Origin of the sequence: Sphingomonas faeni (assembly GCF_024273235.1) — a bacterium.
Taxonomy (GTDB): Bacteria; Pseudomonadota; Alphaproteobacteria; order Sphingomonadales; family Sphingomonadaceae; genus Sphingomonas; species Sphingomonas faeni_A.
Map to the genome: position 1 here is coordinate 125525 of NZ_JANBVH010000005.1, position 19472 is coordinate 144996.

Here is a 19472-nt window from a genome sequence, read left to right on the forward strand (position 1 = left end):
GCCTGGCAACACCAACCAGCCCCGCTTTAGCAACACGCTGGGTATTCCAGCGATATTGGGCATCGTCGTCGCGGCGTTCCTGGCCCTTGTCGTGGTCACCGTACCGCTGGCGCTGAAGGCACAATGGATCTTCGCCGGGGTATCGATCCTCGGTGCGATCCTGCTCGGCCGGGGAACGTCGCGACGTGCGACGCTGGTGCTTGCCCTGCTCTCGCTCGTCGTATCGACGCGCTATCTGTTCTGGCGGACCACCGCGACGCTCGAGTTCGAAAGCGCGCTCGGCACCGTGCTGGGCATGGGGCTGTACCTCGCCGAGCTGTACGCCTGGATCATCCTCGCGCTCGGCGTGTTGCAGACCGCGTGGCCGCTCGATCGACAGGCGGTCGAACTGGTCGGCGAGCCGCATGAATGGCCGACCGTCGACGTCTATATCCCGACCTATAACGAGAGCCTGGAGATCGTCCGGACGACGGTGCTTGCCGCGCTCGACATGGATTACCCGCGCGACCGGTTCCACGTCCACCTACTCGACGACGGCCGCCGGCCCGAGTTCCGCGCGTTCGCGCGCTCGGTCGGCTGCGGCTACATCACCCGCGCCGACAACAACCATGCGAAGGCGGGCAACCTCAACGCGGCGATGTCCAATACCCAAGGCTCGCTGATCGCGATCTTCGACTGCGATCACGTGCCGACGCGGGCGTTCCTGCAGATGACGGTCGGCTGGTTCCAGCGCGACAAGAAGCTCGCACTCGTCCAGACCCCGCATCACTTTTATTCGCCCGATCCGGTCCAGCGCAATTTGGGCTCGGTTCGCGACCTGCCGGGCGAGGGCGACCTGTTCTACGGCGCGGTCCAGCGTGGCAACGACCTGTGGGATGCCGCCTTCTTCTGCGGATCTTGCGCGATCATCCGCCGCGAAGCGCTCGCCGACACCAATGGTTTCGCGTTCGAGACCGTCACGGAGGACGCGCATACCGCGCTCCGCCTCCAACGGATGGGCTGGTCGACCGCATATCTCGGCATCCGGTTGTCGGCCGGGCTCGCGACCGAGCGCCTCGTGCTGCATATCGGCCAGCGCATCCGCTGGGCACGCGGGATGACGCAGATCCTGCGCATCGACAATCCGCTGTTCGGGCGCGGGCTCAGCCTGCAACAGCGGTTTTGCTACCTGAATGCGATGCTGCATTTCCAGTTTCCACTGCCGCGCATCGCCTTCCTGACCAGCCCGCTGGCGTATCTGATCCTCGGCGAGAACATCATCCACGCCTCGGCCGGCATGATCTTCGCTTATGCCGCGGCGCATCTCTACTGCGCGCAGGTTTCGGGCGGACGATTGCAGGGCGGCGATCGTCGACCGTTCTGGGGCGAGGTGTACGAGACGATTCTCGCGTTCCACCTCGTCAAGCCGACCGTCGTCACGCTGTTCCGGCCGCACGGTGGCAAGTTCAACGTCACCGACAAGGGCTCGCTGCTCGACAAGACGCATTTCGATACCGCGACCGCGCGTCCGCACCTGATCTGCATCGGCCTGGTGCTGTTCGGGATCGCGTTCGGGTTCGTGAAATACCTGTTCTTCCCGCATCTGTTCAACATCCAGGGCGATACGCTGGTGCTGAACACGGTGTGGGCGGTCTTCAGCCTCGTCATCCTGCTGGCGGCCGTATCGGTCGCGCGCGAGACGCGGCAGGTCCGCGAATATATCCGCATCCCCGTCCAGCTGCCGGCGACGCTCTATTTCGCGGACGGCCACGTCGTCGATGTGGAGACGATCGATCTGTCGATGGGCGGGCTCGCGATTACGGCGCCGCCCGGCATCACGCTGGCGGACCGGGAGGTCACGCACGTCGCCCTGCCGATGGGCGACGAAGTGCTGACGCTCCCCGTGCAGACGCAACGCGTCAGCAAGACCATGGCAACTATGCGGTTTCTGGAACTCGACATGCTTCAACTACGCCAACTCGTTCGTGCCGTGATGGGGCGCAACGACGCCTGGGAGCCGGAGGGGCCACGCCAGCCGGTCTCGACGCTGCGATCGTTGCGCGACATCCTCGTCGTCGACCTCGTCACGCTGAAGCGCCTGCTCGGGCTCAATCGCGCGGAACGCCGTCGCGAGCGGACCCGCCTGACCGCGGCGACCGCAGCGCTGGCCGCAGCGGCGGTGTTGATGACCTTGGGTTTGCCGCAGCCGGTCGCGGCGCAGGACTCCCCCGTCACCGTGCCGATATCCGCACCCGAAGCGGCTGGCGGCATCCGCCAGGAGCGGCTGACGCTGAAGGATCTGCGTATCCGCAGCGCGATCCGACTGGCGGGAACGCGGGGCGAGATCGCGATCCCGTTCGGCCTGCGCACCAACGAAGTCGTCACCGCGGCCAACCTGACGCTGGCGCTTGCCTGGTCGCCGGCGCTGCTGCCGGATCTCAGCCAGTTCGTGGTGATGCTCAACGGCGAAGTCGTCCGCACGGTCCGGCTGACGCCCGACGGTGCCGGTGGCCAGCAACTGACCATGGCGGTCAACCCGGCGCTGTTCCTGCCCGGCGACAACCAGCTCAACCTGCGACTGATCGGTCACTACACGCGCGATTGCGAGGATCCGTTCCACAGCTCGCTCTGGGCCAATGTCAGCAACACCCGGTCGGCGCTCGACCTGACGATCCAGCGGCTTCCGCTCGGCCCCGACCTCGCGCGGCTGCCCTCTCCGTTCTTCGACAAGGCGGACAACCTTCCGCTCAACCTGCCGTTCGTCTTCGCCACCGCGCCGTCGAACGGCGAACTCGAGGCGGCGGCTAGCGTCGCATCATGGTTCGGCCGACTCGCCAGCTATCGCGGCTTCGCGTTCAAGCCGAGCTATGGCCGCATTCCGCGCGGCAACGCGATCGTCTTCCTGCGTCCCGGCATGCGTGTCGGCAGCTATGTCCCGACCATCACCGGACCCTCGGCGATGGTGATCCGCAATCCGTTCGACGGCTTCGGCGAATTGCTGCTGGTGATGGGGCGCGACGAGCGTGAACTGAAGCTCGCCGCCGCCGCCTTGGCAACGGGGCGCGGCACCATCGGCGGCGCTGGCGCGTCGTTCGACGGAGTCCGCATTCCGACCTATGCGCGTTATGCCGCGCCACGCTGGCTGCGCTCGGACCGCGCGGTCCGGCTCGGCGAGATCGTCGACCCGCGCTCGTTGCAGGGGGTCGGCCTGCCGCCCGGCCCGCTGACCGCGGCATTCCGTACCGCGCCCGACCTGTTCTTCTGGCCACGCGGCGGCGCGTCGCTCGACCTGCGCTATCGCTATCCGTCGGCGCCGTGGCTCGACCGCCGTTCGTCGCGGCTCGATATCTCGATCAACAACCAGTATCTGCGGACGCTGCCGCTCGCGGGTGCGGCGTGGTGGAAGGCGCTCATCGGCGGCCAGGACGGCGCGACCTCGAGCCGATCGTCGGCCAAGGTCGAGCTGCCGAACTACAATCTGTTCGGCCAGAACGAGCTGATCTTCGACTACAATTTGATCCTCGCGAATAAGAAGAAGTGCGAGGGCACGCTGCCCGAGAACGTCCATGTCGCGATCGATCCGGACAGCATGATCGACCTGACCCATGCCTATCATGCGCAGCGGATGCCGAGCCTCGCGACCTTCGCCAACGCCGGCTATCCGTTCACGATCAGCCCCGATCTGGCCGAGACCATCGTCGTGATCGCCGCGGCACCCGATGCCGCCACGGTCGAAGCATTCCTGACAATGATGGGTCGCTTCGGCGATTCGACCGGCGCAGCGACGACCGCCGTCACGGTGACGCAGGCCACGGACAGCGGTCGCCTTGCTGGCCGCGATATCCTCGTCATCGGCATGCCGCGCACGGTCGCGACGGGCAGCCTGTTCGCCGGCGCACCGGTGCGGATCGAAGGTGGGCGCCTGCGCGTGACCGAGCGCCGTCCGCTCGACCGCGTCTTCGGCCTCGTATCGCCCTATGGCGACAGCGACATCGACGAGACGAATGCGTTCCTGACCACGGCCGACCGCTTCGACGGGTTCGTCAGCTTCCGGTCGCCCTATGACGATGCCCGCACGGTCGTCGCGATGCTGAGCACCGACAGCCTCGACCTGCCGGAGCTCGCCCAAGGGCTCGCCGACCAGAAGATCAACGCGCAGGTCCAGGGCGACCTGTCGGTGACGAGTGGGGAGGGGATGCGCAGCTTTGCGGTCGGCCAGACCTATTGGTCCGGCGCGTTACCAGTGTGGATGCGGATCGCATGGTGGTTCAGCGAACGGCCGTTGTTGATGGCGCTCAGCGGACTGCTGGTCGCACTGCTGCTCGCGGGGCCGCTGTACCTGGTGCTGATACGCCAGCAGCGTCGTCGCCTCGGGTCGGAGGACGCGGCGTGATCCGCGCCGCAACGCTCGCGCTGTTGATGGCGGGGATCGCGTCGCCGCTGCTCGTCCAGCCCGCGACGGCGCAGGTCGCCGGCGTCGGTGCGCTGGTCCAGCAGGGCCGCTATTGGCAGTCGCGTGGCCGCGCCGATCTGGCGCGGACCGCGTATCGCCGGGCGCTCGCGCTCGATCCTTCGAATGCGGAGGCCCGACGCGCCCTGTCGGCGCCGACCGCATCGGCACCAGCTCAGGCTCCGCAACCGGCCAGGTCTGCCGCGTCGAACGCGATGGGTATGACAGGTCCGGCACCGACGCCTGCCGTTGCGCCGGTACGGGTGCCTCAGCAACAGGCACAAGCGGCAACCCGTCGCACGCTTTCCGCACCCGCGGATCGGGGCGGCGATGCCCGCGCGGCGGGGTTCCGGTATCTCGAGCAGGGCAACCTCCCGCAGGCGCAGCGCCAGTTCGAAACGGCGCTGTCCGGCAATCGCAACGATGCCGATGCGGCCGGTGGCCTGGGCGTCGTCCGGCTGCGGCAGTCGCGGTTCGCCGAAGCTGCCGACCTGTTGTCGCGTGCGTCCGTGCGCGGAAACGGTGCGCGCTGGGCCGAGGCGCTCGCCTCCGCAAGATTCTATGCCCAGCTGGACGATGCGCGCGCCAAGCTGGCAGCAGGCGACGTGGCGGGTGCGCAGACGGTGACCGAGACGCTGGTGCGCAGTGGTGTCAAGGATCGCGGTCCGGCGCTCGCGCTGCTCGCAGACATTTACGAGCGTCAGGGCCGCTATGCTGATTCCGCGGACATGTCGCGTCAGGCGGGGTCGGCCGGGGGCAGCCAGGCGCAGTTGCAGAGCCGATCGGTGCGCAACGACGCGTTGCAGGCGGCGGCGCACGGCGATCCGGTTCAGGCGGACCAGCTTTTCCAGCGCGGGCTGGTGCTGGACCCGGCGGACCCGTGGATCCGCTACGAATATGCGCGCTACATGCTGAGTCAGGGCCGTGCGCCCGAGGCCGAGGCAATGATCCAGTCGATCCAGACGATCGGCACGCCCGATGCGCTGTACGCTGCGGCGATGCTGCACAACGAGCGCGGTCGGCAGGCCCAGGCGACGTCGTTGCTGTCGCGCCTGACCGACGCGCAGAAGACGCCCGCGATCCGTCGCTTCGAGGCGCAGATCGCGGTCGACTCCGCGGTCGCTCGGGCAAAGGCGATCGCCGCGCAGGGTCGTGGCGGCGAAGCGATCGCTACATTGCGCCAGATCGGCTCGACTCCCACGCTAAGCGCAGCGTCGCTGGCATCGATCGCGGGTGGGCTGGACGAACTCGGCGATCAGGCGGGCGCGGTTCCGCTGGCGCAGCGTGCGCTCGCCGCCAGTCCGTCGACCGCCGGAGAGTATGAACCGATCGTTCGCGTCCTTGCCCGCACCGGCCAGGACGGCGCCGTCGCCACTGCGATCGAGCAGGCGCGCGCTACGGCGGCGGGGTCTCCTGACGGAGCATCCGCGGTCGGTCGGCTGGAGGGTATCGCGGCGGCGTCGCAGGCCGATCGCCTGCGCCTCGCCGGCCAGAACGCACAGGCGTTCGACCTGCTGCAACAGGCCTGGACCAGCGCGCCCGGCAATGCCGACGTGCTCGGCGCGCTCGGGCGGCTGTACCAGTCGGGCAATATGGCGTCGCAGGCAGCGCAGACCTACCAGATGGTGCTCGCCACGCATCCGCGCGACAAGGGCGCGCTGATCGGCCTGATCGGCAGCGCCGGCGCAGGCGGCAACCACGACCTTGCCGTCGCCACCGTTGATCGCGCGCTCGCGGCGTATCCCGACGACTACGAGATTTACGCAGCTGCCGGCCAGATGGAGGAGGCGCGCGGCGATCGCGGTGCGGCCAAGCGCTATCTGCGTCGCGCCGAAACCGCCTATGCCGCGCGGTCCGGCAGCACCGCGACGTTGAGCATCGGCAATCCGTTCGCAGCGGGCATGAGCGCCACCAACCCATTCCGACAGGCCGAACAGGCACCCGTCGCCGCTGCCAATCCGTTCGCCTTCAGCGGTGGACGGATCCCTGCATCGACGCCGGTGTCGACATCGGGGCGCGGGCGATCGCAGTCGACGCCGATGGCGTTCACCGTCGCACCCGGCTACGCGGCGGGTGGGTCCGGTGGCGGCTTCCCGGCACCGTCAGGCATGCCGGCAGGCGCAGCCGCGCCCGGGATAGGGGGATCGATGGCGGGCGGCGACGCCACGCTGATCCGCCTGCGCGACGACATCGCCCGGTTGAGCAGCGATACTGGCCCGCGCGCCGAGATGAAGCTCGGCTACCGCGAGCGCTCGGGCGAAACGGGCCTTAGCGAACTGCGCGAATTGTCGGGTACGGCCACCGTCTCGACCGGTCTTGCAGGGGGACGGATCGCGGTCTCCGCCAGCCCGGTGGTGATCGACTCCGGCCGACCGACCGGCTCGGCGCTTGCGCGCTTCGGTCGCAACGCCACCCCGGAAGCGCAGGGCATCGTCGCCGCGCTGCCATCTGCACTCGTGCAGGCGGATACGCAGCACGCCTCAGGCGTCGCGGTCTCCGCCTCCTATGACAGCCCCGGCGTACGGATCGAAGTCGGCTCCACGCCGATCGGCTTCGACGACACCGAGGTTACCTGGGGCTTCACCGCCAAGCCGAAGCTCTCGCAGACCGTGTCGGCGCAGGGCTGGGTCAAGCGCGAGCCGGTCACCGACAGCGTCGTCTCCTATGCCGGCACGCGCGACCCGGTCACCGGTGAACGCTGGGGACAGGTGATGCGGACCGGCGGCGGTGCGTCGCTGTCCTGGGATCACGAGGGCACCGGCGTGTATGCCGACGTCTCCGGCTATCGCTACACCGGCACGAACGTTCGCGACAATCGCGGGTATCAGGCGAATGCAGGCGGCTATCTACCGCTCTATCGTGGCGGCAATTCGACGCTCACCGCCGGGCTCAACCTCAACTGGCAGGCGTTCGACAACAACCAGAACTACTTCACCTATGGCCATGGCGGCTATTTCAGCCCGCAAAGCTTCCTGAGCATGAGCCTGCCGATCCGCTACGCGTATACTTCCGCGCGGTGGGAGGGGCGGCTGGGCGTCGCGCCGGGGTATCAGAGCTTCGAGCAGGATCGCGCGCCGATCTATCCGACCGATCCTACCGCACAGGCCGAGCTGGACGCACTCAAGGCGCGCAATACCGACGTCCGCTCGTATTACGACAGCCTCAGCAACACCGGGTTCGCCTTTTCGGCGGATGGATCGTTGTTCTATCGGTTGAACGGCAACACGCGGGTCGGCGCCTCGGCCAGCGCCAATACCTTTGGTACATATGACGATTACCGATCGACGTTCGAATTGCGCCAGTCGCTGGGGGGATCCAAATGAACGACATGACACACTGGTCCACCATATCCGCAACCGAGGTCGGCGCGGCCAGCCTGTTGCTGGGCGGCATGGTCGGCGAAGTCGCGGCGGGCGCGACGACCGCACAGCGACGCGCGTTCTTTCGCGCGGTCGGTGCGCGGATCGCGGCGACGCACCCGGTCGGCGACGCCGAGGACATCGTCGCGCTTGCGGAATCGATCAACCGGCTCTGGCACCAGCATGATTGCGGCGAGGTCCGCTTCGAGCTCGCCCCCGACGGCTTGCTCATCACGCACACCGGTTTCGCACGCCGGCTGTCGCCGATCCTTGGTGGTGCGACCGAGCAGGTGCTGCGGCCGATCCTGGAAGGCGCCTATGACGCCTGGCTCCATACGCTCGGCAGCGGAGCCAATCTCTCGACCCGCACGTTGTGGTGGAGCGATACGGAGGCCCGATTGAAGCATGGACGTTGATCGTCGACACGTGATTGCCGGCTTGGGCGGATTGGCCGTCGCCGGATGCAGCAAGGCACAGGGGCCGACCGATAGCGCGCCGGATCAGGCGAATGGTGCCAGCCACGGCATCGCCAGGGCCAGCCACCGCCCCGATCCGAACGGTATCGGCGGCCAGACGCCGGGCGGCGTGAACTGGGCGACGTTCAAGACGCGCTTCATGGATCAGAGCGGGCGGATCGTCGACAACGGGAATGGCGGTATCAGCCACAGCGAAGGCCAGAGCTATGCGCTGGCGATGGCGGTCGCGGCGGGGGATCGCGACGGGTTCGAGCGGGTCTATCGCTGGACCGAGACCAATCTCGCCCGGCCCGACATGGCGCTCTATTCCTGGCGCTACGATCCGGCGAAGCCCGATCCGGTCGCCGATCGCAACAACGCGACCGACGGCGACCTGTTGATCGCGTACGCACTCGCCAAGGCGGCCGACCGGTGGAAGCAACCGCGTTATGCGGCACGCTCGCGGGCGATCGCCGCCGCCATCGCGTCGCGCCTGACGCGCGCGGTCGGGGGGCGGATGCTGCTGTTGCCCGGTCTGGAAGGGTTCTCCGCGCCGGGAAGGACCACCGTCAACCCGTGCTATTACGTGTGGCCCGCGTTGGACCTGTTCGCCACGACCGGCGATGCGGCGACATGGCGCCGCGTGATCGCGGACGGCGAGGCCCTGCTGGCTGCGGCAAGGTTCGGCGCACACCGCTTGCCTGCCGACTGGATCGATATATCGAACACCGGGGCAGTGTCGCCGGCCGCCGACAAGCCGCCACGGTTCGGCTTCGACGCGATCCGTGTCCCACTCTACGCCAGCGTCAGCGGTCGGAGCGCGCTGGTCGAACCGATCCGGACATGGTGGCAGACGATGCCATCGGCGCAGATCCCGGCGTGGATTGACGTGGTGTCCGGCCAGACAGCGGAATATCCGCTCTCGGCCGGGGGGCAGGCGGTCGTCGGGCGAACCCTCGGGACGAAGCGCCCTGTCACGCTGGCGACAGACTATTATGCCGCGGCGCTGCAGTGCCTGGCGAGCATGTTCTGAACCGCTGTGTTCGGCGCGCCGGCCCGCGATTACAAGGCAGCTCGTCGATCTGTTAGAGCCTGTGAAGATCTGCTTGGCAGACCCTGTGTCACGTGACTATACCGCTCGGTACTGAAATACGTGCCGAGCGATCCACGGGCTACTGCACGATCAGCAGGAGATGGCGATGTCGATACTCATCAACGGGTTAGCAGTAGCGCTGCCCGACGATCCCCGCGTGTCGCTGCTCGATCTCTTACGCCAAGGTCTGCATCTCTCGGGCACCAAGAAGGGCTGTAACCAAGGCGCATGCGGCGCGTGCACGGTCTTGGTCGATGGCGAGCGTATCGTGTCCTGCCTTGCGCTCGCGGTGCAGTATGACGGGCGCCAGGTGACCACGATCGAGGGGCTGGCCGACGGCGATGCGCTGCACCCGTTGCAGCAGGCGTTCATCGATCATGACGGGTTCCAGTGCGGCTATTGCACGCCCGGCCAGATCTGTTCGGCGATCGGCATGGCGGCGGAGGCCAAGCGCGGGGTGCCGAGCCATGTCAGTGCCGATCTCACCGCCGACGTGACGCTGACCCGCGAGGAACTGCAGGAGCGGATGAGCGGCAATCTGTGCCGTTGCGGCGCGCATAACGGGATCATCGACGCGATCCGTGAAACCCTGAAATCCGAGATCGACACGGCGGAGATGGCGGCATGACCCCCTTCACCTACGCGCGGGCCGAAGACGCGGCCGATGCCCTGCGGCTCGGGCAGGCGAGCGCGGCGGCGTATCTCGGCGGCGGCACCAACCTCGTCGACCTGATACGCGAGACGGTCGCTAAGCCAAGCGCTCTCATCGACGTGACCGGGCTGTCCAGCGAGATCGAGGAAACCGAGGGCGGCGGGCTGATGATCGGCGCGGCGGTGCGCAACACCGCTCTGGCCGAGCATCTGGCGGTGCGGACGCGCTATCCGGTCTTGTCGCGCGCGATCCTCGCAGGGGCGTCGGCGCAGATCCGCAACATGGCGACGGTCGGCGGCAACCTGCTCCAGCGGACGCGGTGCACCTATTTCTACGACACCGATGGATCGCGCTGCAACAAGCGCGCACCGGGATCCGGCTGCGACGCGATCGAGGGCTTCACGCGGGGACACGCCATTCTCGGCGCGTCGTCGGCGTGCGTGGCGACGCATCCCTCGGACATGTGCGTAGCGCTCGCCGCGCTTGATGCGATCGTACACCTACACGGACGGGGCGGGGCGCGGACGCTGCCGTTCACCGAGCTTCATCGCCTGCCGGGCGATCATCCCGAGTTCGACACCGTGCTTGAGCCGGGCGAGCTGGTCACCGCGATCGAACTGCCGCCGATGAATTTCGCGGCCAACTCGACTTATCGCAAGGTGCGCGACCGAGCGAGCTACGCCTTCGCGCTGGTCTCGATAGCAGCCGCGCTTGAGATCGAGGGCGGCGTCGTCAAGGACGTGCGGATCGCGCTCGGCGGGGTCGCGCACAAGCCTTGGCGCGCGTCCAAGGCGGAGGCGGTTTTGCGGGGCGGTCCCGCGACCGAACAGGCGTTCCGCGCCGCTGCCGTCGCCGAGATGGCGGACGCCCAGCCGCTGCGCGACAACGGCTTCAAGATCGAACTGACCAAGCGCACCCTCGTCGCCGTCCTTGGCGACCTTTCCGGAGCAGCAGCATGAGCATCGTCGATACGCTCAAGGAAACCGCGCAGGGCCTGGTCCAGGGCGCAATGAGCAAGCTCGTGCCGCTCGCCCCCGATAGTTGGATTCCGGGCGGCGTGCCCGATCCGTTGATCCGCCAGCAGCACGGTTTGATCGGCACCTCGGTGTCGCGGCTCGACGGTCCGCTCAAGGTGCGCGGAGCAGCGCCGTTCGCGGCGGAGTTTCCGCTGGAGGGCATGGTCTACGCCGCGCTCGCCTACGCCACGATTCCGCGCGGGCGGATCGCGGCGATCGATACCGCGGCGGCCGAGGCTGCGCCGGGCGTCGTGCTGGTGATGACGCACCTGAACGCGCCACGGATGAACACGCCGGCAGTGTTCGGCTCGTCGCCGACCGCGGCGGGGCCTGCGGACCTCCCGATCATGCAGGACGACCGCGTACACTGGAACGGCCAGCCGATCGCGGTCGTGCTCGCCGAGACGCAGGAGCACGCCGATCATGCCAAGTCGCTGATCGTTGCGACCTATGCAGCCGAGCCGTCCACGACCTCGCTCGCTGCGGCGAAGGCGGAAGGACCCCAACCGGGCCTTTTCATGGGCCAGCCGCTGCTGAACGAGATCGGCGACGCGGACGCGATGCTGGCGGCGGCGCCGCACAAGGTCGATCACGTCTATCGCACGCCCCGGCATAACCACAACGCGATCGAGCCGCATGCCGCGACGATCGCGTGGGTCGGCGACGAGTTGATCGTCCACGACGCGACACAACTCGTGACCGCAGAGGCGCAGACGATCGCCGACGTGTTCGACCTGAAGGCGGAACAGGTGCGCGTCACCTCGCCGTTCGTCGGCGGCGGGTTCGGTGGCAAATGCCTTTGGGATCACCAGATCCTCGGTGCTGCTGCGGCCAAACTCGCCGGGCGACCGGTCCGGATCACGCTGACGCGCGAGGGCGTGTACCGGGTCGTCGGTGGGCGCACGCTGACCGAACAGCGGGTCGCCATCGGCGCGGATGCGGACGGCCGCTTCAAGGCGTTGGTCCACACCGGCATCGCCGCGATGACCCCGCACAACAACATGCCCGAGCCGTTCATCCTCGGCACGCGCGGCGGCTATGCGGCGGACAGCTTCAAGCTGTCGGTCGAGACGGTCAAGATGAACATGCTCGCCAACACCTTCATGCGCGCGCCCGGCGAGTCCGTCGGCACGTTCGCGCTGGAATCGGCGATCGACGAGCTGGCGGTCGAGCTCGACATGGATCCGATCGCGCTGCGCATCCGTAACGAGCCGGACAAGGATCCGACGTCGGGCCTGCCATTCTCGTCCCGTCATATCGTCGAGGCGTGGCGCAGCGGCGCGGCGCGGTTCGGTTGGGACGAGCGGAGCGCCGAGCCGGGTACGCGTCGCGAAGGCGAGTGGCTGATCGGCATGGGCTGCGCGACGGGCACCTATCCCTATTACCGTATGCCGGGCGCCGCCGCGCGGATCACGCTGCGTCGGGACGGGCATGCCCTTGTCGAGATCGCCGCACATGAGATGGGGATGGGAACCTCGACGACGACCGCTATGGTCGCCGCCGATCGGCTTGGGTTGCCGCTCGACCGCGTGTCGGTAGGCTATGGCGACTCCATCATCCCGGGCACGATCCTGGCCGGCGGATCGCAGCAGACCGCGGCGATCGGCGCGGCGGTGATCGCCGCGCATCATGCGCTGGTTGCCGAATTGCTGAAGCTGGCAGGCAACGACTCGCGGCTTGCCGGTCTGGCGCCGGACGAGGTCGGCAGCGAGGATGGCGGGCTTGCCAAGCTCGACGATCCGACCCGGCGCGAGAGCTACGTCTCGATCCTGGAGCGGGCGCAGCGTGAGAGCGTGGTGGTCAGCGAAGAGGCGTCGCAGCCGCTCGAACTGATGCACTGGTCGATGCATTCGCACAGCGCGCTGTTCTGCGAGGTGCGGGTCAACGCGGTCACCGGCGAGACTCGCGTCAGCCGCTTTCTGGGCGCGTTCGATTGCGGCCGCATTCTCAACCCGAAGACCGCGCGCAGCCAGTTCCGCGGCGGGATCGTCATGGGTCTCGGCATGGCATTGATGGAGGAGACGCAGTTCGACGAGCGCAACGGCCGCATCATGAACCCGAGCCTTGCCGAATATCATGTGCCCGTGCACCTCGACGTACCCGAGATCGACGTGATCTGGACCGATATCGCCGACCCGCACACTCCGATGGGCGCGCACGGCGTGGGTGAGATCGGCATCACTGGCGTCGCGGCGGCGGTGGCGAATGCGATCTACAACGCAACGGGGAAGCGGGTGCGCGACCTGCCGATCACGTTGGACAAGGTGATGATTTGAGAGGGCGGGTTATACTATCCCGACGGCCGCATGCGGCCACGTTTGGGCCGATGCGTAAGCACCGGCCCGGACGATCAGTTGCTGTCCGAATCGTCGTCGCCACCGTCGATCGCGAGGTAGAGACCACCTGCGACTGCGACGGCTGCCAGTGCGACCACGATAAAGCCACCGCCGGCGAGCTTGTCCTTCTTCACGGTCGGGGTACCGGCGCGCGATGCCTGGGCAACCGACAGGTTGGCCGTGCTCGCCGGGGCTGCGCTGGCTGCGACAGGTGCTGCGACCAGCGCCAGGCCGGCCGAAGCCATCGCCAAAGATTTGATGATCATAAACGTCTCCATGGATGCAACGCAAACTCGTCGCATCCGCACAAACGACTGAACATGACAAATTGTTCAGAAATATCGAAAATGGACCGACTTAGGGGGCTGGGCGTTTGCTGCTCGCCACTATGCGTACGAAAAGTGCTTGAAGTCCAACGCCTTGGGCCCCGGCCGTCGCTACGGGATTGGTGCCGCTACGGAATCGGGCGTCGGCGACGTCACGCTTCGTGACGAGCTTTACGGTGGATGGATTCGTCTTCGGCGGTCAAGGCGCGCCAACGGTTCAGGCTATGGTCGCGAAGCAAGGGCGCGCGACATCTGCTGCACGACGACCGCCAATCGACCGCGTCATGCCAAATCTTGTCGCCGCGCCGTCGATGCCCGATCAGTGAACAAAGCAGTCCCATTGTTCTCGTCCCCCAACGAGAGACCATAGTAACAGCCGCATCGGACCTTTTAAAGACATTCGTCGGACGCCGGAGTCCCGATCATGGACGATCAATTCGGTTCTGAACGGGCAGGGCGGTTTTGGACGAGACGAAATCTAGTCGGAGGCGGTGTGCGCCCAAGCCGTTCAAACCCGGTTCACTCGGAGAAATGCTATAAGATTGGTGCAGACCAGCAGGTCTTCTTCGGCGTCCTCGCAAGCGAGGAAAATGGCTCCCTGAGTAGGATTCGAACCTACGGCCACTCGATTAACAGTCGAGAGCTCTACCGCTGAGCTATCAGGGAACGTTGCCGGAGGCGGCTCTATAAACGGCCAGTCGGACGATGCAAGCAGGTTTCGCCGCAAAAATGCAAAGTCCGCGATAAACTGCGGTCAGGAGACGAACTGCTCCATCGTGATGCGGTCGTCGAGCGCGTGCTCGGGATCGAACAGCAGCGTCAGTTCGCGTGCCCGGTCCATGCAGATGTCGACCTGTGCGACATCGCGGATCTCGCGCTGATCTGCGACCGCTGAGACGGGGCGCTTGCCGGGATCGATTACGCGGATACCGATCCGTGCCTTGTCGGGCAGGATCGCACCGCGCCAGCGCCGCGGGCGAAACGGGCTGATGGGTGTCAGCGCGATCATGCCCGAGCCGAGCGGCAAGATCGGGCCATGGGCCGACAGGTTGTAGGCGGTCGAGCCGGCGGGCGTCGCGACGAGGATACCGTCGCAGGCAAGCTCGGGCAGGACGATGCGGTCGTTCACCGTCACTTCGAGGTTCGCGGTCTGACGGGTCTCGCGCAGGAACGACACTTCGTTGATCGCGGGCAGCGTGTGGGTGCGCCCGTCGACGCCGAGCGCGGTCATGCTGAGCGGGACGACCTTGAACGGTTTCGCGCGCTCCAGGCGGTCGCCCAGGCCGTGATGGCGCCATTCGTTCATCAGGAAGCCGACCGTGCCGAGGTTCATCCCGAACACGGGAACGGGCGGCTTGCGGCGTTCCAGCATGGCGTGGAGGGTCTGCAGCATGAACCCATCGCCGCCGAGCGCGATGATGACGTCAGCCTGCTCGACCGACACCCACTCGCCCATGTCGGCGAGCTGAGCCTCTGCCGCACGAGCGGGCGGGGTGTTGGACGCAACGAGCGCCCGCCGCTCGTACCGGCTCATCCGCCGGTGACGCTCATGTGACGTGCCACGGCGGGGCCTTCGCCCTGGCCGATGCGGAAGTCGTGCGCCTTCGGCTTGGCGAACAGGCCGGCGTCGATCGCTTCGTCGAGCCCGGCGGTACCGCCTTCGCGCAGCGCCGCCTTCAGGTCGACCTGGTCGTCATGCCCGAGGCACATGTAGAGCTTGCCTTCGGTGGTCAGGCGAACGCGGTTGCATCCGTCGCAGAAGTTCGCGGTCAGCGGCGAGATCAGCCCGAGACGGGTACGCGTCCCGTCGACGTTCCAGTAGCGCGCCGGGCCGCCAGTCTTGTGGGCGTCGCGTGCGAGCGCGAACTGCTGGCCGAGTTCGTCGAACACTTTGGTGAGCGGCAGGAAACGGTCGGTGCGGTCCTCGTCGATCGCGCCGAGCGGCATCGTCTCGATCAGCGACAGGTCGAAGCCCTCGTCGCGACACCAGGCGAGCATCGGTGCGATCTCGTCCTCGTTGAAGCCCTTCAGCGCGACCATGTTGATCTTGATCGCCAGACCGGCATCACGGGCTGCGTAGATGCCGCCGATGACCTGCGCGACATCGCCGTGGCGGGTGATGTAGCGGAAGCGCTCGGGATCGCGGCTGTCCATGCTGACGTTGACGCGGCGGATCCCCGCATCGACCATCGCCTCGGCATGCTGCGCGAGGCGCGTGCCGTTGGTGGTCATCGTCAGTTCTTCGAGGCCCCCCCCTTGTCCATTGGCGCCGATGTTGTGGCCGAGGCGCTGCACGAGTTCGGCGACGTCACGCCGTACCAGCGGTTCGCCACCCGATAGCCGGATCTTCGTGACGCCGCGCGCGATGAAGCGCTCGGCGATGATCGCGATTTCTTCTAGGCTCAGCAGTTTGCTGCGCGGCAGGAACGTCATCTGTTCCGCCATGCAATATCGGCACCGCAGGTCGCACCGATCCGTCACCGAAATCCGCAGATACTTGATCGTGCGGCCGTGGGTATCCTGCAGCGGCTTCTGCTTGAGGGCTGGCACGAGCGTCATTGCATCAGAGCTAAGACGTGGCTGTCCCGGTAACAAGGCCGGATCGGCTGGTAATGGATTGGCGCGCGTCGAAGCGGCGGCTAGGCTCGCACCGATGGAGCGGGGTGCGACGGATATGGAAGACATGCAGACCGCAACGACACTGTTTGCAGTATCGTTCCGTCAACGCGATGAAATCGCCGAGGTTTTGGCCAGTGCCGGCGCTGGTGCCGGCTGGCAGGCGGTGGTGTTCAAGGATGCCGATGCGATCCAGAACCGCTTTCTGTCGAGCGGCGCACCGGTCGCCCTGATCGACGCGCGCGGCGCGCTCGACGACGGGCTGTCCGCGACGCGCGCGCTGGGAGGGCTGGTCGCGACCAATGGCGCTGCCTTGCTGGTGATGGTGTCGCGCGGCGATGTCGAGGCGATCGGCGAGTTCTTCGACGCGGGCGCGACGCAGTTCCTCGCCAGCCCCGCGAGCGATAACGAACTGGTACAGGCGTTGCGGTTCGCCGGACGCCATGCGGCCCGGTCTTCGGGCGGCGCGGTCGATCGCCGCGGCATACCGGGCGCATCGCTGTACGACCGTGAGACCGGCGATGCGCGTCGCTGGATCGTCGGGCGGATCGCCGCGGATCTCCCGGTCGCGGTGGTGCTGGTCGCGCTCTCGCGGCTTGATATCGTCAACGCCGCGCACGGCCGTCCGGCGGTCGACGGACTGATCGAGGCCGTGGTGCTGCGCGCCGAAACGGTCGCGCGCGAGGCGATCGGCGTCGAGACGATGGTAGCGCGGCTCGGTGGTTCGGAATTCGTGCTCGTGCTCGAAGCGTCCGGTGCGGCGGTGACGGCGGCGATCACTGCGCTGGATGCCGCACTGGCGCGGCCGTTCGCGGTGGCGGATACGCGCGCTGTGCTGGGATGCCGGTTCGGGGTGGCACAACTCCAGCCCGGCGACGATGCCGCGGCCTTGCTGCGCCGCGCGAGCGAGGCGCTGGCGGAGGCGAAGGCAAGCGACGGATCGGTGCTGCACGTGGCGTTGCCCGATGGCGTCGCGCCGATCGATGCGCTGGCGATCGACCTGCACCACGCGATCGAACGCGACGAGATCGATCTGCGCTGGCAACCCCAGGTCGAGATCGCGAGCGGCAAGATCACCGGGGTCGAGGCCTTGGCGCGGTGGAGCCACCCGACGCTCGGGCCGCTCGGTGCGGATGCGTTGTTCGATGCCGCCGACCGCGCGGACCTGGGCATCGCGCTGTCGGATCATATCCAGCGGCTGGTGCTGGCACGCGCGGTGGCGTGGCCGGAGGCGCTCGGAACCTTGCGGGTGTCGCTGAACCTGACCGCGGCGGATATCACCCGGCCGGGGTTCGCCGCGCTGTTCCTCGCGCGGATCGACGAGAGTGGTTTTCCACGAGGCAGGCTGACCGTCGAGATCACCGAGACGGGGCTGATCGAGGACCTCGCGGCGGCGTCGGCCTTGCTGGCGGAGTTGCGCGGCGCGGGATGTCGCGTGGCGATCGACGATTTCGGCACGGGCTATTCCAGCCTCGCCTATCTCAAGTCGCTGCCGCTCGATTACGTCAAGATCGACAAGTCCCTGGTGCGTGACATCGACGGCAACGCGCGCGACCGGGTGGTGGTGGCCGGCGCGATCACGATGGCACGCTCGCTCGGCCTCGCGGTGATCGCCGAGGGGGTGGAGACACCGTCGCAGCTGGAACTGCTCGCGGCGGCTGGGTGCAGCCTGTACCAGGGGTTCCTGCTTTCCGAAGCGGTAGGCGAGGTAGCGTTGCTCGAGCTGATGGGAAGAGAATGATGCGACGCTTCATAGTGCCGATTGCAGTGATGATTGCCGCTGCTCCCGCCGCCGCGGCACCCGCGCAGGTTCCCGCCGAAACCGCGATCCGGCAGGCGATGGAGGCGAGCGCGGCCGCCTGGAATGCGGGCGATCTCGCACGGTTCATGGCGGTCTATGCCGACGATGCGGTATTCGTGACGCCGAAGGGGCTGTTGCGCGGCAAGGCGGCGATCGCCGCCAAATACCGGCCGAGCTTTCGCGGCGTCGGCAATGCCCGCGGCGCGCTGACGTTCGCATTCCTCGAGCTGCGCGGGATCGATCCGCGTCACGCGATGCTGTTCGCGCGCTGGACGCTGACCGGGCCGTCGACCGTGGAAAGCGGGATGACGACGCTGGTCTTCGAACGGCGCGGGACGGGGTGGCAGATCATCGCCGATCACAGCAGCTGAACCCCGACTGCACCGATACAGGATGACGGAATGAACGATACGCTCGACCGCACGACCGCGGCGCGGTTCGCCGCGCTGACCCTGGGGCATCTGACCCGCGAATGGCCGTACAAGCTCGATCAGGTACTGGACGGGCCCGGCGACCTGGCGCTGCCCAAGACGCTGCATCCTGTGTTTCACGGCAGTTTCGACTGGCACAGTTGCGTGCATGGATGGTGGCAGGTGATGCGACTCGCGCGACTGTTCCCCGATATGGCCGAAGCCGCCGCGGTCGAGGCATTGGCGGACCGGATGCTCGTGCCCGGGCTGATCGCAGGTGAGGTCGCCTATCTCGATCGACCAGGCACCGGCGGATTCGAGCGGCCTTATGGCTGGCGCTGGCTGCTCGCGCTGCATGACGAACTGGCATTGCGGCCCGATCGACCCTGGGCGGCGGCGGTCGAGCCGTTGGCGCGGGCGTTCGCAGCCCGGTTCGCGGCGTATCTGCCGAAGCTGATCTACCCGGTGCGTAGCGGCAAGCATGACTGTACCGCGTTTGCGCTGGTCCACGCGTTGCGCTGGGCGAGGGCGCACGATCCCGCGCTGGCGACGCTGATCGAGGCGCGGGCGCGAATTTGGTATGGCGACGATCGCGACTGCCGGCCGTTCGAGCCGAGCGGCGAGGATTTCCTGTCGGCGACGCTGTGCGAGGCGGCGTTGATGAAGGACGTTCTCGGCACCGACTTCCCTGCCTGGCTGGCGGCGTTCCTGCCCGATCCGTTCGGTGCGGCGACGGCGTGTCTGCGCGCGCCTGCGGTCGTCAGCGATCGTTCCGACGGGCGGCTCGCGCATCTCGACGGGCTGAACCTGTCGCGGGCGTGGTGCTGGCGGACGATCGCGGAAGCCTTGCCTGTGCCTGCGGCGGCACATGCGATCGCCGACGCGCACCTTGCCGAAGCGTTGCCGCACCTCGCCGACGATTACATGGGCGAGCATTGGCTGGCGACGTTCGCGCTGCTGGCGCTGGAAGCCGCCTGAT

The 19472-nt window shown here is 67.4% G+C and carries 13 protein-coding genes and 1 tRNA gene; 10 read left to right on the forward strand and 4 right to left on the reverse strand.

The annotated features are described in order from the left end of the window. The first annotated feature begins 37 nt into the window (after nucleotides 1-37). The 7 genes from bcsA (at nucleotide 38) to NLI89_RS04165 (ending at nucleotide 13280) form a co-directional block, all read left to right on the forward strand. A complete protein-coding gene (gene bcsA / locus NLI89_RS04135; protein ID WP_254685901.1) occupies nucleotides 38-4372 on the forward strand; it encodes a UDP-forming cellulose synthase catalytic subunit in 4335 nt (1444 codons plus the stop codon). After that, the gene (locus NLI89_RS04140; protein WP_254685863.1) at nucleotides 4369-7752 is read left to right on the forward strand and encodes a cellulose synthase subunit BcsC-related outer membrane protein; all 3384 of its coding nucleotides are present in this window, start codon (nucleotides 4369-4371) and stop codon (nucleotides 7750-7752) included. The genes bcsA and NLI89_RS04140 overlap by 4 nt, the downstream gene beginning before the upstream one ends. 5 nt (nucleotides 7753-7757) lie before the next feature. Next, a complete protein-coding gene (gene bcsD, locus NLI89_RS04145; RefSeq protein ID WP_254685864.1) occupies nucleotides 7758-8204 on the forward strand; it encodes a cellulose biosynthesis protein BcsD in 447 nt (148 codons plus the stop codon). Nucleotides 8205-8214: 10 nt separating this feature from the next. Then, a complete protein-coding gene (locus tag NLI89_RS04150) occupies nucleotides 8215-9276 on the forward strand; it encodes a glycosyl hydrolase family 8 (RefSeq protein WP_254685865.1) in 1062 nt (353 codons plus the stop codon). 166 nt (nucleotides 9277-9442) lie between these two features. Then, nucleotides 9443-9964, forward strand: coding sequence for a 2Fe-2S iron-sulfur cluster-binding protein (locus tag NLI89_RS04155; protein WP_254685866.1), 522 nt, complete (start codon nucleotides 9443-9445; stop codon nucleotides 9962-9964). Next, complete coding sequence (locus NLI89_RS04160) at nucleotides 9961-10947, forward strand: FAD binding domain-containing protein (protein ID WP_254685867.1); 987 nt, start codon at nucleotides 9961-9963, stop codon at nucleotides 10945-10947. Before NLI89_RS04155 ends, NLI89_RS04160 begins: the two co-directional genes overlap by 4 nt. After that, nucleotides 10944-13280, forward strand: a complete 2337-nt coding sequence (locus NLI89_RS04165; protein WP_254685868.1) for a xanthine dehydrogenase family protein molybdopterin-binding subunit — start codon at nucleotides 10944-10946, stop codon at nucleotides 13278-13280. Before NLI89_RS04160 ends, NLI89_RS04165 begins: the two co-directional genes overlap by 4 nt. Before the next feature lie 74 nt (nucleotides 13281-13354). Here NLI89_RS04165 and NLI89_RS04170 read toward each other — a convergent pair whose 3' ends face one another. The 4 genes from NLI89_RS04170 to moaA all read right to left on the reverse strand — a co-directional run bounded on the left by NLI89_RS04170 (nucleotide 13355) and on the right by moaA (nucleotide 16225). Beyond that, entirely contained in the window at nucleotides 13355-13606 is a 252-nt protein-coding gene (locus NLI89_RS04170; RefSeq protein ID WP_254685869.1) for a hypothetical protein, read from the reverse strand. Between the two features lie 651 nt (nucleotides 13607-14257). Then, nucleotides 14258-14332, reverse strand: a tRNA-Asn gene (locus NLI89_RS04175). 88 nt (nucleotides 14333-14420) lie between these two features. Continuing rightward, nucleotides 14421-15200, reverse strand: coding sequence for an NAD kinase (locus tag NLI89_RS04180; RefSeq protein WP_254685870.1), 780 nt, complete (start codon nucleotides 15198-15200; stop codon nucleotides 14421-14423). After that, on the reverse strand, nucleotides 15197-16225 hold the full coding sequence (moaA, locus tag NLI89_RS04185) for a GTP 3',8-cyclase MoaA (protein ID WP_254685871.1): 1029 nt from the start codon (nucleotides 16223-16225) through the stop codon (nucleotides 15197-15199). Before moaA ends, NLI89_RS04180 begins: the two co-directional genes overlap by 4 nt. Nucleotides 16226-16349: 124 nt before the next feature. On the opposite strand from moaA, the gene NLI89_RS04190 reads away from it, so the two are divergent. From NLI89_RS04190 to NLI89_RS04200, 3 genes are read left to right on the forward strand one after another with little or no spacing between them, the layout of a single operon-like run. After that, nucleotides 16350-18023: a putative bifunctional diguanylate cyclase/phosphodiesterase gene (locus NLI89_RS04190; RefSeq protein WP_368077237.1), complete on the forward strand. Its 1674-nt coding sequence runs from the start codon at nucleotides 16350-16352 to the stop codon at nucleotides 18021-18023. Beyond that, on the forward strand, nucleotides 18023-18454 hold the full coding sequence (locus NLI89_RS04195; protein ID WP_254685872.1) for a YybH family protein: 432 nt from the start codon (nucleotides 18023-18025) through the stop codon (nucleotides 18452-18454). The genes NLI89_RS04190 and NLI89_RS04195 overlap by 1 nt, the downstream gene beginning before the upstream one ends. Before the next feature lie 30 nt (nucleotides 18455-18484). Next, nucleotides 18485-19471: a DUF2891 domain-containing protein gene (locus tag NLI89_RS04200; RefSeq protein ID WP_254685873.1), complete on the forward strand. Its 987-nt coding sequence runs from the start codon at nucleotides 18485-18487 to the stop codon at nucleotides 19469-19471. Nucleotide 19472: the final 1 nt, after the last annotated feature.